Origin of the sequence: Kitasatospora sp. NPDC051702, assembly GCF_040681575.1 — a bacterium.
GTDB lineage: Bacteria > Actinomycetota > Actinomycetes > Streptomycetales > Streptomycetaceae > Kitasatospora.
In genome coordinates, this window is record NZ_JBFAZB010000035.1 from 1 (window position 1) to 13,273 (window position 13,273).

Genomic DNA, 13,273 nt, shown 5'->3' on the forward strand with positions numbered 1-13,273 from the left:
GCCCCGCTGGGCTTCGATGGGCAGCCGATGAAGGCCCCGGCGGTGCTGGCGTCAACCCGTCGACGAAGCTCCCGCCGGACGGGGACGGTCGCGGTCGTGACCCCGTCTGCCGGGAGCTCCGGAACTGCGCGCGGCGCGGGTGCCCGACGGGCTCCCGCGCCGCTCACTCGGCGGTCGGACGGTTCAGCAGGGGAAGGTGCCGCTGTAGAGCGAGTGCCCGTAGGAGGAAGTCCCGGAGCCGAAGCCGTAGATGCCGTCGTCGCTCCAGACCGCCTCGCGGAAGCCGTTGACGCAGGTGGAGGTCGGCGCGAGCGCGAAGCCCTCCAGGTTGTCGACCGGCATGACGGCGGGGTTCGTGTAGGTCACGTCCGGGACGATCGCGCCCGAGGCGTTGACCTTCAGGAAGGTGTGCGTCTCGCCGCAGGTGTTGTCGCAGGTCGCCACGATGCGCTGGGTCCCGGCGTCGAAGGTCACGTCCATCACGGAGACCTTGCCGGTGGCGACCGTGCCGAAGGTGGTGAAGGTGCCGTCGGAGTTGAGGCCGTAGACGTGCAGCGTGCCGTCCCACTCGAGGCCGGCGAAGAACAGGCCCGCGCCGTGCAGCGGGTAGTTCGCCGGGTTGTAGGCGGCACCGGTGAGCGGGTCGACCCAGCCGTTCGCGGTCAGCCAGCTGTCGGGCACGTAGCCGACGCCCTCGAAGCCCAGGTTGGCGTCGTCCTTGCTGCCGGTGTCGAGCTGCGGGAACTGCGAGGTCATGTCCCACTGGTGGATCGGCGTGAGCGTCGAGCCGGTCGCGGCCGGGTCGAACTCCATGATCGTGTCCTTGGGGACGGTGTTGTTGCCGTTGTCGCGCTCGGAGGTCACGTAGACGTGGCCGTTGGCGCCGACGGTCAGCCCCTCGGAGTCGGGCTGGCCGGTGCCGCCCGCGAAGCGGATCTGCTTGCCGGTCGCGCTCCACGACGGGTCCGGGACCCACTTGCCGTTGCTCTTGACCAGCTTGTACAGCCAGTTCTTGTTCTTCGCGGCCCACAGCACGGACGGGTTCGCCGGGTCGAAGGCCAGGCCGCTCAGGTCACGGCCCTCGGGGCCGGTGGAGGTGGTGAACGCGCAGACGTTGTCGGCGATCGTGACGTCCAGGCCGCCCGGCCAGGCCAGGGTGCCGGCCGGGGTGGAACCCGTACCGCCGGGGGCCTCGGGGGTGCAGCCGCTGGTGAGCGCGCCGCCGCCGCCGAGCAGGTGGCCGGTCTGTCCGCCGCCACCGCCGCCACCGGCGCCCGTGCAGGAGTTGGCGCCGCCGGGCGTCGCGGTCACGGCGGTCCGGAACCAGCCGGTGCCGTTGGCGCAGCGCTCGTCCGAGGGCTTGGCGCCGCCCGTCGCCCAGGTCACCGAGTCCACGGTGGTGCCGTTGCCGTCGAGGAGCAGGACGGAGTCGTTGTCGCCCAGCCCGAGGGTGGAGTTGAAGGTGACGTAGCCGCCCGCGGGGATGCTGGTGGCGCTCGGGGAGGAGGACGAGATCGAGACCGGGGCGTGGGTGGTGTCGTTGTCGACGTACTTCCACGACCCGATGCCGACGGCGCTGGTGCCGCCGTTGTACAGCTCGACGGTGTCGGCGCCGTCCGAGGTGACCTCGTTGATCCGGATGCGGCTCGCCGCCGGGAGGGAGGACGGGCAGCCCGGGGCGTTGGCGCTGCCGAAGGTCGTCGCGGCGGTCGTGGTCACCCACGCGCCGGTGCCGTCGCCGCCGCAGCGGGCCATCGCGGGCTTCGCCGCGCCGGAGGCCCAGTCGACGCGGTCGACCACGGTGCCGTCGGCGGTGTAGATCACCAGCTTGTCCGAGTCACCCAGCCCCTTGGGGGAGTTGAAGGTGACGAAGCCGCCGGCGGCGATGGTGGTGGAGGACGGGCTGAACGACTGCGGGGAGAAGCCGTCGTCCGACATCTTCCAGCCGCTGATGCTCACGGCGGTCGAGCCGGTGTTGAAGAGCTCCACGGTGTCGTTGTTCGACGAGGTGACCTCGTTGATCCGAACGTTCTGGTAGCCGGCCGGGTCCGCGGCGGCCGCGGGCTGCGCGGCGACGAGCCCGGTGGCGACCAGTCCTGAGAACGTCAAAGCCGCGGCGCACACGGAGGCGACGCCGGCACGCGAGTGTGAGGTAGGCACGAGGCCGAACTCTGATGTCACAAGCTTGAAACGGCGTGTACGCCGGCTGAATGCCGTCTGCTGGGCACCGGAACGCCAGGCGTCCGCGGCCCCACCGGGGGTGGTCGGGGCCCCGCCGGGGGCGGTCCGCGGTCCGGAGCGGACCCTGGCCGCACGCCCGTTCGGTCGGCCTCTTACCATCGTGTCGCATTCTTCGACGGACGCTGCCGCCTGCCCGGCCCCGTGCCCGCCGTCCACCGCCCGACAGGACACAGCGACTCCACCGCACGGCGACGGGGTCGTGCACCGAGGAGGACCGTCCATGCAAGCCCGGAAGATCGGCGCTGCCGCCGCCGCGACGGCGGTGGCCCTGCTGGCCGCCCGCGACCTCACCCAGAAGAGGCACGCGCTGCTCCGGAACTTCCCGGTGGTCGGGCACGCCCGCTACCTGCTGGAGCGGATCGGGCCGGAGCTGCGGCAGTACATCGTGACCTCCAACGAGGAGGAGCGCCCGTTCAGCCGGGACCAGCGCACCTGGATCTACGCGTCGGCGAAGGAGCAGAACAACTACTTCGGCTTCGGGACGGAGCTCGACGTCGAGCACGTGCAGGGGCACGCCTACCTGAAGCAGCGGACCTTCGCCGGCGCCCTGCCCGACACCCACGACCCGCAGGCCCCGCTGCCCTCGGCCAAGGTGCTGGGCGGGCCGCGCGGCCGCGCCCGGGCGTTCCGGCCGGCGAGCGTGGTGAACATCTCGGCGATGAGCTTCGGCTCGCTCTCCGGCGCGGCCGTCACGGCCCTCAACAAGGGGGCGGCGCTCGCGGGCACGCTGCACAACACCGGCGAGGGCGGCCTCTCGCCGTACCACCGCAACGGCGGCGACCTCGTCCTCCAGCTCGGCACCTCGTACTTCGGGTGCCGCAACGAGGACGGCAGCTTCAACCTCGACAAGCTCAAGGAGGTCGTCGCCGGCGCCCCGGTCAGGGCGATCGAGATCAAGCTCTCCCAGGGCGCCAAGCCGGGGCTCGGCGGGATGCTGCCGGGTGCCAAGGTGACCCCGGAGATCGCCGCGATCCGCGGCATCCCCGTCGGCGAGGACTGCGCCTCCCCGTCGCGGCACAGCGCCTTCGGCGACGTCGACTCGATGCTCGACTTCGTCGAGCTGCTCGCCACCGAGACCGGCCTGCCGGTCGGCGTCAAGAGCGCGGTGGGCGAGGCGGGTTTCTGGCAGGAGCTGGCCACGCTGATGGCGCGCGGTGACCGCGGGGTCGACTTCGTCACGGTCGACGGCGGGGAGGGCGGCACCGGCGCGGCGCCGCGGATGTTCGCCGACTCCGTGTCGCTGCCCTTCCGGATGGGCTTCTCCCGGGTCTACGGGACCTTCGCCGAGCTGGGGCTCACCGACGAGCTGACCTTCATCGGCTCCGGCAAGCTCGGCCTGCCCGAGAACGCCGCCGTGGCCTTCGCCCTGGGCGTCGACATGATCAACGTGGCCCGTGAGGCGATGCTGTCGATCGGCTGCATCCAGGCGCAGAAGTGCCACACCGACAAGTGCCCCACCGGCATCGCGACCCAGAACCCGTGGCTGGCCCGCGGCCTCGACCCGGCCTCCAAGGCCACCCGGGCCGCCGTCTACCTGCGCACCCTGCGCAAGGAGCTGCTGAAGGTCTCGGGGGCCGTCGGCGTGGCCCACCCGGCGCTCATCACGCCCGACGACGTCGAGATCATGAACGGCGACTACGAGGCCCGCACCCTGGCCGGCGTCTACGGCTACAAGGAGGGCTGGGGCGAGCTCGGCCCGGACCTCCGGGACGCGATCACGGCCCTGGTCACCGGCGGTCCCGCCGTCTGACGCACCGCCCGGGGCGCCGCCCCGGCACCCCGGCATCGAGCGCGAGGGTGGCGAGGGTGCTGGCGGCGAGGGCCGCCGCTGCGAGCGTCCTGCGGGTGGTCATGGTCGTGGTTCCCTTCGTCGGGCGTGCCGGGCTGGTGCGGTGAATCCAGGGAATCCCGGGCCGTTCGGGCCGGTCGAGTGATTCGATGGATTTCGGATGCCGGTGCGGAGGGGGTACGGCCCGTGATACGGATCAGCCTGGGCGCCGAGGGTCTGGGGAGCGTCAGGTTCGCGGTGTCCCCGCTGGATTCGGCGAAGGACCTGCTCTACGCCTTCGGGCGGACGCCGAAGGTGCTCAGCGCCGAGTGGCGGGCCCGGGCCGGGGAGGCGCTGGCACAGGAGCGGCTCGGGTTGCTGGGCGTGGTGGGCGGCGGCGGGCCGTGCGGCTACGCCCCGGACTTCCTGCGGCCGGAGTCGCAGGGCTTCGAGACGAGCCTCGACGCGGCCCTGCACCGGGTCGTCACCACCCCGCCGGAACGGATCGGCTACGAGCTGGGGCTGGCCGTCAACGGCCATGCGTGGGACCCGGATTCGGACCGGCCGTCGCCGCGGCTGCTGCACCGGGCCCTCGAACGCGGGGAGCAGTACCTGGCGCACCGCCTCGCGGACGAGATGACGCAGTTCTGGCGCGCGGCCCTCGCGCCGTCCTGGCCCGGCATCCGGGCCCGGCTGGAGGCGGACGTCAGCGCCCGGGCCACCGACATCGCGCACCACGGGCTCGCCGCCACCCTCAACCGGCTGGCCCCGAACCTGGCGTGGCGCGACGGCGAACTGACGGTCCGGCTCCGCCCGGGCAGTCCGCACGGCCTGACGCTGCGGGCCGACGCGGTGATCCTGGTGCCGAGCGTCTTCGCCAACCAGGCGATCTTCTGCGCGGGTGAGCCGCCGGGCGCGCCCGCACCCCGCACCCCGCTGATCGTCTATCCCGCGGCCCCCGCGGACTGCCTGGCGCCGTCGGGCGGGGCGAGGCTCATCGGCGCGACGAGGGCGCGGATCCTGGCCGAGCTCGGCCACCCCCGGTCCACCGCGGAGCTCGCCCAGCGGCTGTACCTGAGCCCGGCGACGGTCTCCTACCACCTGCAGATCCTGCACCGGGCCGGGCTGGTCACCCGCAGGCGCCACTCCCACCACGTGCTCTACCAGCGCCTCAAGGGGACACCGGGGCTCGGCGGAGACCTGATCTGACGTCAGGACGGGCCGGAGGCAACGGTCCCGTCGGTGTGCGCGTCGTTCGCCGGAACGGGCCAGCCTGCCCGCAATTGGTCCAGACCTATTGACCCGGCCTTGCGGCCCCTCCTACGATCCGGTCCGGCACAGCCCCACATGTCCCCCCACCTCACCCAGAGCCGGGCGTCACGCCCCCACGCGTCGGTCATGTCCATGACGCTCGGCGGGAAGGGAGCACAGCATGTTCCGTCGGAGGTCGCGCACTCCACGCCCGTCGGGCGGGTTCCACCCCGGTCCGGACCTCGTCCGCCCCGACGGCGCCCAGGCCGGCGCCGAGCCGCCCGGGGCTCCCAGCCCGCACCGGGCGGGCGTCGAGCACGGCGCGCGGGCGAACCGCAGCGCCGGCCGCACCGGGCCCGGGCCGACCGTCCTCCGGCGCACCCTCGCCGGGGTGAGCGCCGCCGCCGTCGTCGCCGCGGGCCTCGCCGTGGCCGGTACCGTCACGGCCGGTGCCGCCACCCCCAACCTGCTGGCCAACCCCGGCTTCGAGACCGGACTCTCCGACTGGACCTGCACCGGCGGGTCCGGCGCGGCCGTCACGTCGCCCGTCCACTCCGGGGCCTCCGCGCTCAGGGCCACGCCGTCCGGCCAGGACAGCGCCCAGTGCACCCAGACCGTCAGCGTGCAGCCCAACTCCCAGTACACGCTGAGCGCCTACGTCCAGGGCAGCTACGTCTACCTGGGCGCCACCGGCACCGGCCTGTCGGGCGCCCAGTCGACCTGGACGCCGAACAGCGCGACGTACGGACAGCTCAGCGTCGGCTTCACCACCGGGGCGAGCACCACCTCCGTCACCGTCTACCTGCACGGCTGGTACGGGCAGCCCGCGTACTACGCGGACGACGTGTCGCTCACCGGCCCCGGCGGCAGCACCCCCACGCCGACCGCCACACCGACCACGGCGCCGCCCACCACGGCCCCGCCGACGACCGCCCCGCCCACCACGGCGCCGCCCACCACGGCCCCGCCCACCACCGCCCCGCCCACCACCACGCCGCCCGGTGGTGACACCTGCCCGACCAAGCCCAAGCCGTCCGGCAAGGTCCTGCAGGGGTACTGGGAGAACTGGGACGGCGCCGCGAACGGCGTCCACCCCGGCATGGGCTGGGTCCCCATCACGGACAGCCGGATGGCCGCGCACGGCTACAACGTCATCAACGCCGCCTTCCCGGTGATCCTCTCCGACGGCACCGTCCTGTGGCAGGACGGCATGGACGCCAACGTCAAGGTCTCGACCCCCGCCGAGATGTGCCAGGCCAAGGCGGCCGGGGCGACCGTCCTGATGTCGATCGGCGGAGCCGCCGCGGGCATCGACCTGAGCTCCAGCACCGTCGCCGACAGGTTCGTGGCGACCGTCGTCCCGATCCTGAAGAAGTACAACTTCGACGGCATCGACATCGACATCGAGACCGGCCTGTCCGGGAGCGGCAACATCAACACGCTCTCCGCCTCCCAGGCCAACCTGGTGCGCATCATCGACGGCGTGCTCGCCCAGATGCCGGCGGGCTTCGGCCTGACGATGGCCCCCGAGACGGCCTACGTCACCGGCGGCAGCGTCACCTACGGCTCGATCTGGGGCGCCTACCTGCCGATCATCAAGAAGTACGCCGACAACGGGCAGCTGTGGTGGCTGAACATGCAGTACTACAACGGCAGCATGTACGGCTGCTCCGGCGACTCCTACCAGGCCGGCACCGTGCAGGGCTTCACCGTGCAGACCACCTGCCTGAACAACGGCCTCACCATCCAGGGCACCACCGTCAAGGTGCCCTACGACAAGCAGGTTCCCGGCCTGCCGGCCCAACCCGGCGCCGGTGGCGGCTACATGGCGCCGGGCCTGGTCAGCCAGTCGTGGAACGCCTTCAGCGGCTCGCTGAAGGGGCTGATGACCTGGTCGATCAACTGGGACGGTTCGAAGGGCTGGAGCTTCGGCGACAACGTCAAGGCCCTCCAGGGCCGTTGACCTCCCGGCGGCCTCCCGGACGCCTCCCGCCCGGCATCCACGCCGCGCCGGCCTGACGCAGGGCTCGCCCGGCGCCGCGCCGGCCTGACGCCGGGCTCCGCGGCCCCCGGTCGGCCGGAGCGGAGCCCGGCGGCGATCAGGGCCCGTCCGGCGGCCGACCCTCGGAGCCGAGGCCGTCGAACACGGCCCGCCGGCCCGCCGTGCGGAGGCGGGTGGCGTCCACGGTGCGGGGGAGCAGCGGTTCGAGGGTGCGCCAGGCGTCGGTGTGCAGGCGGTCGGCGTGGTCCTCGCTCGCGGCGACGGCGCCGCAGTCGAGCAGGGTGGTGCGGGCCGCCCGGACGTCGGCCTCGGTCGCGTCGCCGCCGCGGACGGCGGCCCACAGGGCCTCGGCCGTGGGGCGGGGGAGCAGCGTGACGGCGTGGGCGAGCGGCAGGGTGACCTTGCCGTTGCGCAGGTCCTCCGCCACCCGCTTCGTCGGGGTGCCGTTCCGGTCGGTGACGCCGCACAGGTCGGCCACGTCGTCGGTGATCTGGTAGGCGGTGCCGAGGGCCGTCCCCCACTGCAGCAGCGCCCGTTCCAGAGCCGGACCGGCGCCGGCGGTGAGCGCGGCGATCCGGCAGCAGGCGCCGACCAGGGCACCGGTCTTCAGCCGGTGGGTGGCCAGCACCAGTTCCAGCAGCGGGCGGTTGTCACCGGTGGCGACGGCCTGCTCCAGCTCGCGGCCGTGGCCCTGGATGTCGAGGGCCTGCCCGGCGTGGGCCGCCCGCAGCGCGGCGAGGATGATCTCGCGTGTCCGCCCCCGCAGTTCGGGATCGTCGGGGGCGCAGAGGCCGATGGCGTGGTCGAAGGCGAAGTAGGCGCAGGTGCCCGCGGTCAGGGCGGCCGGCAGACCGTAGACCTCGTGCGCGGCGGGCCTCGCGCGGCGCGTCGTCGAGCCGTCCTGGACGTCGTCCACCACCAGGGAGCCGGTGTGGGCGAGTTCCAGGGCCGCCGCCAGTACGCCGAAGCGCTCGCCGTCGCCGCCGAGCAGCTCGATGATCCGCGTCAGCAGTGCGGGGCGCCAGCGCTTCCCGCCGGCCTCGACCACGTGCCGGACGGGTGCGGCCAGGGCCCGGTGCAGGCGTCGGTCGAGGGCCTGTTCGGTCTCGGCGGACAGGTCGCCGACGTGTCCGCCGGGCAGCCACACGTCCAGGCCGCCGGGCGCGGGAGGGTAGAGCCGGTCCAGGTGGCGTTCGACCCCGCGCTCGCGCTCGGGCTCGGACGGGGGCTCGGACGGGGGCCGGGGCTCCGGGGAATGGGGTCGGGGGAGCAGCGGAGCGCCGCCCGGACGGGCGTTCACCGGGGCGGGACCGGGTTCACGGCTCGGGGCGCACGGTCCGGGCACGGGCGGCTCGGGGCCCTCGGCGAATGCCATAACCATGCGCACACCTTAGGGTCGGCCGCGGGGCGGGCCGCGGACGAGACGGCGGGGCGGCGCGGCGTCCGGGCCGAGGTGTTCGCGGTTGCTCTCGTCCGGTGGCGAACCTCCCTTCTCCGAAGGATGGTTGACCGTGCGGGGCGGGCGGCGGAGGTGTTCCCGCCACCGCTTCCACGGACGGTCTAGACAGTCGGGGAATCCTCGGGCTCGCCGCGCACGACGACGACCGGACAGCGCGCGTGGTGGACGCAGTGCTGGCTGACCGAGCCGAGGAGGGCTTCGGTGAAGCCGCCGTGCCCGCGGTTGCCGACGACGAGCAACTGCGCGTCGGCGGCGGCGGTGAGGAGGGCGGTGGCGGGATGGGCCTGGACGACGTGCTGCCGGACCTCGACCTCCGGTGCTTCGATCCCGGCCTGAGCCACGGAATCGGCCAGGGCTTGCCGGGCGTTGGCTTCGAAGTCGAAGGTCTGGAGGACGGGCGAGGGCCAACCGTACCCGACCGGGTACTGCCACGCGATCACCGCGTCCACCGAGGCGTCGGTGAGCCGGGCCTGTCGGACAGCCCACGCCAACGCCGCTCTGGCGGACGGGGAACCGTCCACTCCTACGACGATGCGAAACGCTCGACCTGCTTCCTCACTCATCGGACAACTCCACGGGATTCGGCTCCCCTCCTCGGCGACCGAGGGGGAGCATCGGTGGGTCTCGGGCCGCCCGGGCAGGCCTGGCAGCCCTCGTCCCCGGTGTCGGCCCGCGAGCCGTCGAAGGCCACCCCGCCGCCCGGGGATCACGAGGAGACGGGAACCAGGCCGCCCGAGATCCGGGGACACGGCGACATGCGGCTCTCCTATTGGTACCGCATGGCCGTTGATTCGGAGGGCAAGGACACCGCGGCGCGGCCGGACGTGGTACGGACCGAGGTGGGCACGGACGCTCGTGAGGGGACGTGCCTGCCGCGGCCGGGCACGGCGTCAGCCGGGTTCGGCGAGCAGGCCCTTCCACCGTTCCGCGATGGACGCCCAGGTGGAGGATGGGGAGGTCGCGGTCCGCCGGGCGGCATGTGTCGAACGGTCCCGGAACGCGGCGTCGGTGAGCACCGCGACGAGAGCGGCCGCGTGGTCGGCGGCAGTCGAGAGCCCGTAGCCGTCCACGGCGCCCGCCGCACAGCGCACGAAGGTGGCGGATCCGCCCCAGATCTCACGGAGCGCCGGGTGGTCGGGCATGATCTGCGCGGCGCCGGTCGCGGCGTGTTCCAGCGACACGAGGCCCCAGCCCTCGGCCGACGAGGTGTTCAGCCCGACCTCCGCGCTGTTGTAGTAGAGGTTGAGGGTGGCGTCGTCGGCCGGTGGGCGGTCGGGGACGACGAGGTGGTCGCCGAGGCCCAGCGCACGCGCTCGATCATGCTGACCGGCGCCGTGGGTGAGGACGAGTCGGGCTTCCGGGACGCGGGTGAACGCCGCGGCACAGGCTCGTAGCGTCACGTCGAGACGTTTGCGGGGCGTGTCGCGGTTGGCGTTGAGGATCAAGGGGCCGTCGTCGGGAAGGCCGAGCAGTTGCCGTGCACGGGAAGTCCGCCCCGGAGACGTGCCGGCCTCATCACCCCCGGGCGACCCCAAGGGGCCGAAGACGTTCGGGTCGACGCCGTGCGGGAGAACGCTGAGGCGCGGGCGGTGGGCCCGGGGAGGGTGTCGCCGAAGCCGCTCGGTGATCCAGCGGTGAGCGGTCCGCGTGTAGCAGACCAGGTCGTCCGCCAGGGCGAGACCGTCCACTGTCTCGTCGCAGACCGCCTCGTGTTCGAGTGGAAGGTACAGCACGATCCGGGTCCGCGGGCACTGCTCGCGTATCAGCCGAGCATGGTGCCCCAGTACCGCGGCGTCGTGACAGGCGAGAACGACGTCAGGATCCTGCCGGCGCAGGACGTCCGGCAGCTCCACCGTTCCGAAGGGGTCGCTGATGCGTTCCGGCGCGAGGCACCGGACTCCGGGGAGTTCCAGCCGGGTGCGCGTGTTCATGTGGAAGTAGGACGTCTCGAAGGTGTCGGCCAACAGGGGGGCCAGGGTGCGCAGGACCCGGGCGTACCCGGACGTCCGCGCGCCCTGGCCTACGAGCAGCAGTCGCACGGTGCGGCCTCAGCCCAGTGCCGGTGAGTAGATGCCGTGCAGCGCTTCCCGGTAGAGGTACACGTCGGCCTGACTGGCGACCGGCTGAGACCAGTCCCGGCGCACGACCTCGACCGCGTCATCGCGTTCGCCGCCGAAGACTCCGACGAACGTGAAGACACAGGGGTGTTCCATCCAACTGACGGAATTGCCGCTCTGGCTGCCCGGATCGCAGGTGTCGATCCAGTGGTCGAGGACCTTCCCGGAGCCCGCCGTCCGCAGTTGACGGACGGCGTCGTCGGTCGGAGGCATGTTGCTGCTCCATCCGTAGGTCACCAGCAGGACGACGTCGCCGGCCTTCTGGTGCGCCTTGATGTCCGTGGCAACCTGCTTCCAGAGGTCGACGTAGGCGTCGAACCACACCCGTTCCCTGCGGAGGGAGTAGTAGCGGTCCAGCCGAATCCCGTCGGCGGCCAGAGGGTCCGAGCCGGACAGTACGACCAGTTGTACGCCGGCAGGCGAGTCCGGGGGTGCGTCGGGTTCCACGGCGGTCCCGTTGACCACGACGACCGGCGGTCGGGGCCGGGACCGGTCCACGTCCGGCCAGTGCAGCTCGCGGGACCAGCTCCCGATGCGCGCGCTGGGACGCATGACGCGGGAGTAGCCCTGCCAGGCGTCCTGGACCGCCTGGGCGCGGTCGGGGTCGTCCACCAGCTCCCAGATGCCGGCGAGCTTGAAGTCGAAGAGTGCGGGCTGGACCGCCAGGCTCTCGGTCCACTGGCTCACCAGTTCGGCGCTCTCCTTGCCTCCGGTCCAGGGATCGAGGCCCCCGAGCTTGCTGATCAGTACCTGGTCACCCCCCATGCACCGGATGCTCGCCACGGACTCCTGGCGATACGCCTTCCACGTGGCGGACGCCTCCATGGCGGCGTCCACGCTGCCGGTCGCCACCTTGTTGAAATGCGCGCTCAGCGCCGCTTTCAGCGTGATCGAGGTGAGGTGCTCCGACTTCGCGACCTGATTGCAGAGGGTCAGCCTGCCGCCCAGGGTCGCGGATCGGACGTAGAAGGGGCCGTAGCGGGCGAAGAAGGTGTAGAAGGTCGATCTGGTGGCCTCGGTGAAACCCGCCGGGAGCTTCTCCACGTCCCGGACGAAGTCATCACTGAGCGCGGCTTTCGCAGCATCGGGATTGGTCTCCAGAAGGGCCATTCGAAGGGCCTGCCTCCAGTAGCAGTAGTAGCTCTCCGTCGATGATTTTCTGGAGAAATCGAAGTCTGCCTTCACTTCTCCGGAGAACGCACCGTAAGACGCACTCAGGCCGGCGTGTGCGGAGATCTGCTCCTGAATGTCCTCGCGGTCCTCGCCGACGATTTTGAGAATCTCGCTGTCGTGGCTTTCCACACCCTCGACGTAATCGGGAACCTGATATTCGTTGCCGTTGAGGACGAAGGTGTGCGTCTGTGCCTTGGCGGGATTCGCCAGCGGTCGCGTCAGGCCGTAGGCATCGTACGTGCCATACACGTTGAAGCCCTGGCCGATCGCCTTTGCCTGTGACAGGGTGCCGGCGGTCGACAGTGCGGATCCCTGGATATCGCTGATTCCTGAGGTCTCTTCCATGATCTTCTCCTCGGTGTCGCGAGTGGCCGCCCGGCGCGCACGCGGCGGAGTCCGGGCAAGCGCAGCAGGGCCTTTCCATCGCGACTTGATCGAGCCCATGCGGATAGTCTCAGATTAGTTCGACCACGGTCTTACGCCATTTGGGCTACTCCATTCGAATGACGTCTCGGCGATGTTCCCGAGGCGTGTTCGCCCGTCAATCCAGGCGTCGATCCAGGCCGTCCGGCCGATGTCGCCGGTCGAGATCTCGGGATTTCCCGCCAGCCGTGCTCCCGGTCATTCCGTCCGGTGTGGGACGGCCGGCTCTGCTGCACTGGCCGCGCTCCGGTCGGCGGGCGAGCATGGCGGTTGCGAGGGCGGCCGGTGCGGTACCCGACCTGCGCCGGCCGCCCGGACCGAACCGAAGGAATCGACCGCAAGGAGAGCGGAATGGCTGGCCACTTCATCCTCAACAACATCGTGAGGAGCGATCTCGACGACGCCCAGACGCACAGCGCGACCTGGGGGAATATCCAGCACGCCGAGGTGGGCTGGACCGAGCAGAGCCGGAAGGTCCTGGTTCGGGCGCTCAACAGTCAGTCGATCCCCGGCGATCCCGAACCGCACAACCGCGCGGGCCTGCCGCCCCACCGCTACCTGCAATGGGACAAGACGAATGGAGACCCCGACGCGATCGCGCGGTGGCTGAGTGGCCTCAGGGCGGACTGGGTCGACAAGACGAAGCTGCTCCGGCCGACCGGTGACGGGCTGGGACTGACCGGCCTCTGCAGCGACGCGAAGGCGGCGTGGGCGGCCGGGAAGATCAACGGGGCCATCAGCGCGCAGTTCGCCCAGGGCCACTCGCTCATCCTTGAGATCTACCACCTGGGCGGCAAGGAGATGGCGTGACGCGGTGGGCCCCCGCGCCGCTGGTCAGC

General features: G+C 71.9%; 9 protein-coding genes and 2 pseudogenes. 5 read left to right on the forward strand and 6 right to left on the reverse strand.

What is annotated here, in order from left to right; translation table 11 throughout:
- Positions 1-183: 183 nt before the first annotated feature.
- Positions 184-2,109, reverse strand: a complete 1,926-nt coding sequence (locus AB0N04_RS25830) for a lamin tail domain-containing protein (protein WP_360221259.1) — start codon at positions 2,107-2,109, stop codon at positions 184-186.
- A 352-nt stretch (positions 2,110-2,461) separates the two neighbouring features.
- Between AB0N04_RS25830 and AB0N04_RS25835 the strand changes: the two genes are divergently transcribed.
- Positions 2,462-3,991, forward strand: coding sequence for an FMN-binding glutamate synthase family protein (locus AB0N04_RS25835; protein ID WP_360221256.1), 1,530 nt, complete (start codon positions 2,462-2,464; stop codon positions 3,989-3,991).
- Here the strand turns inward: AB0N04_RS25835 and AB0N04_RS25840 are convergent.
- Entirely contained in the window at positions 3,969-4,094 is a 126-nt protein-coding gene (locus tag AB0N04_RS25840; protein ID WP_360221253.1) for a hypothetical protein, read from the reverse strand. The genes AB0N04_RS25835 and AB0N04_RS25840 overlap by 23 nt on opposite strands.
- A gap of 122 nt (positions 4,095-4,216) precedes the next feature.
- On the opposite strand from AB0N04_RS25840, the gene AB0N04_RS25845 reads away from it, so the two are divergent.
- From AB0N04_RS25845 to AB0N04_RS25855, 3 genes and pseudogenes are all read left to right on the forward strand, one after another.
- Entirely contained in the window at positions 4,217-5,218 is a 1,002-nt protein-coding gene (locus tag AB0N04_RS25845) for a helix-turn-helix domain-containing protein (protein ID WP_360221250.1), read from the forward strand.
- A gap of 223 nt (positions 5,219-5,441) precedes the next feature.
- Positions 5,442-6,062 (forward strand): annotated as a pseudogene (locus tag AB0N04_RS25850) (carbohydrate binding domain-containing protein); the annotation flags it as partial.
- Between the two features lie 204 nt (positions 6,063-6,266).
- Positions 6,267-7,223, forward strand: a pseudogene (locus AB0N04_RS25855) (chitinase); the annotation flags it as partial.
- A 136-nt stretch (positions 7,224-7,359) separates the two neighbouring features.
- On the opposite strand, the gene AB0N04_RS25860 reads toward AB0N04_RS25855, so the two are convergent.
- The 4 genes from AB0N04_RS25860 to AB0N04_RS25875 form a co-directional block, all read right to left on the reverse strand.
- On the reverse strand, positions 7,360-8,643 hold the full coding sequence (locus AB0N04_RS25860) for a polyprenyl synthetase family protein (RefSeq protein WP_360221247.1): 1,284 nt from the start codon (positions 8,641-8,643) through the stop codon (positions 7,360-7,362).
- 179 nt (positions 8,644-8,822) lie between these two features.
- The gene (locus AB0N04_RS25865) at positions 8,823-9,284 is read right to left on the reverse strand and encodes a universal stress protein (RefSeq protein ID WP_360221244.1); all 462 of its coding nucleotides are present in this window, start codon (positions 9,282-9,284) and stop codon (positions 8,823-8,825) included.
- A gap of 327 nt (positions 9,285-9,611) precedes the next feature.
- Positions 9,612-10,685: a glycosyltransferase family 4 protein gene (locus AB0N04_RS25870; protein ID WP_363365363.1), complete on the reverse strand. Its 1,074-nt coding sequence runs from the start codon at positions 10,683-10,685 to the stop codon at positions 9,612-9,614.
- Positions 10,686-10,769: 84 nt separating this feature from the next.
- Positions 10,770-12,455, reverse strand: coding sequence for an MAC/perforin domain-containing protein (locus tag AB0N04_RS25875; protein WP_360221238.1), 1,686 nt, complete (start codon positions 12,453-12,455; stop codon positions 10,770-10,772).
- A 330-nt stretch (positions 12,456-12,785) separates the two neighbouring features.
- On the opposite strand from AB0N04_RS25875, the gene AB0N04_RS25880 reads away from it, so the two are divergent.
- On the forward strand, positions 12,786-13,244 hold the full coding sequence (locus AB0N04_RS25880; RefSeq protein ID WP_360221235.1) for a hypothetical protein: 459 nt from the start codon (positions 12,786-12,788) through the stop codon (positions 13,242-13,244).
- Positions 13,245-13,273: the final 29 nt, after the last annotated feature.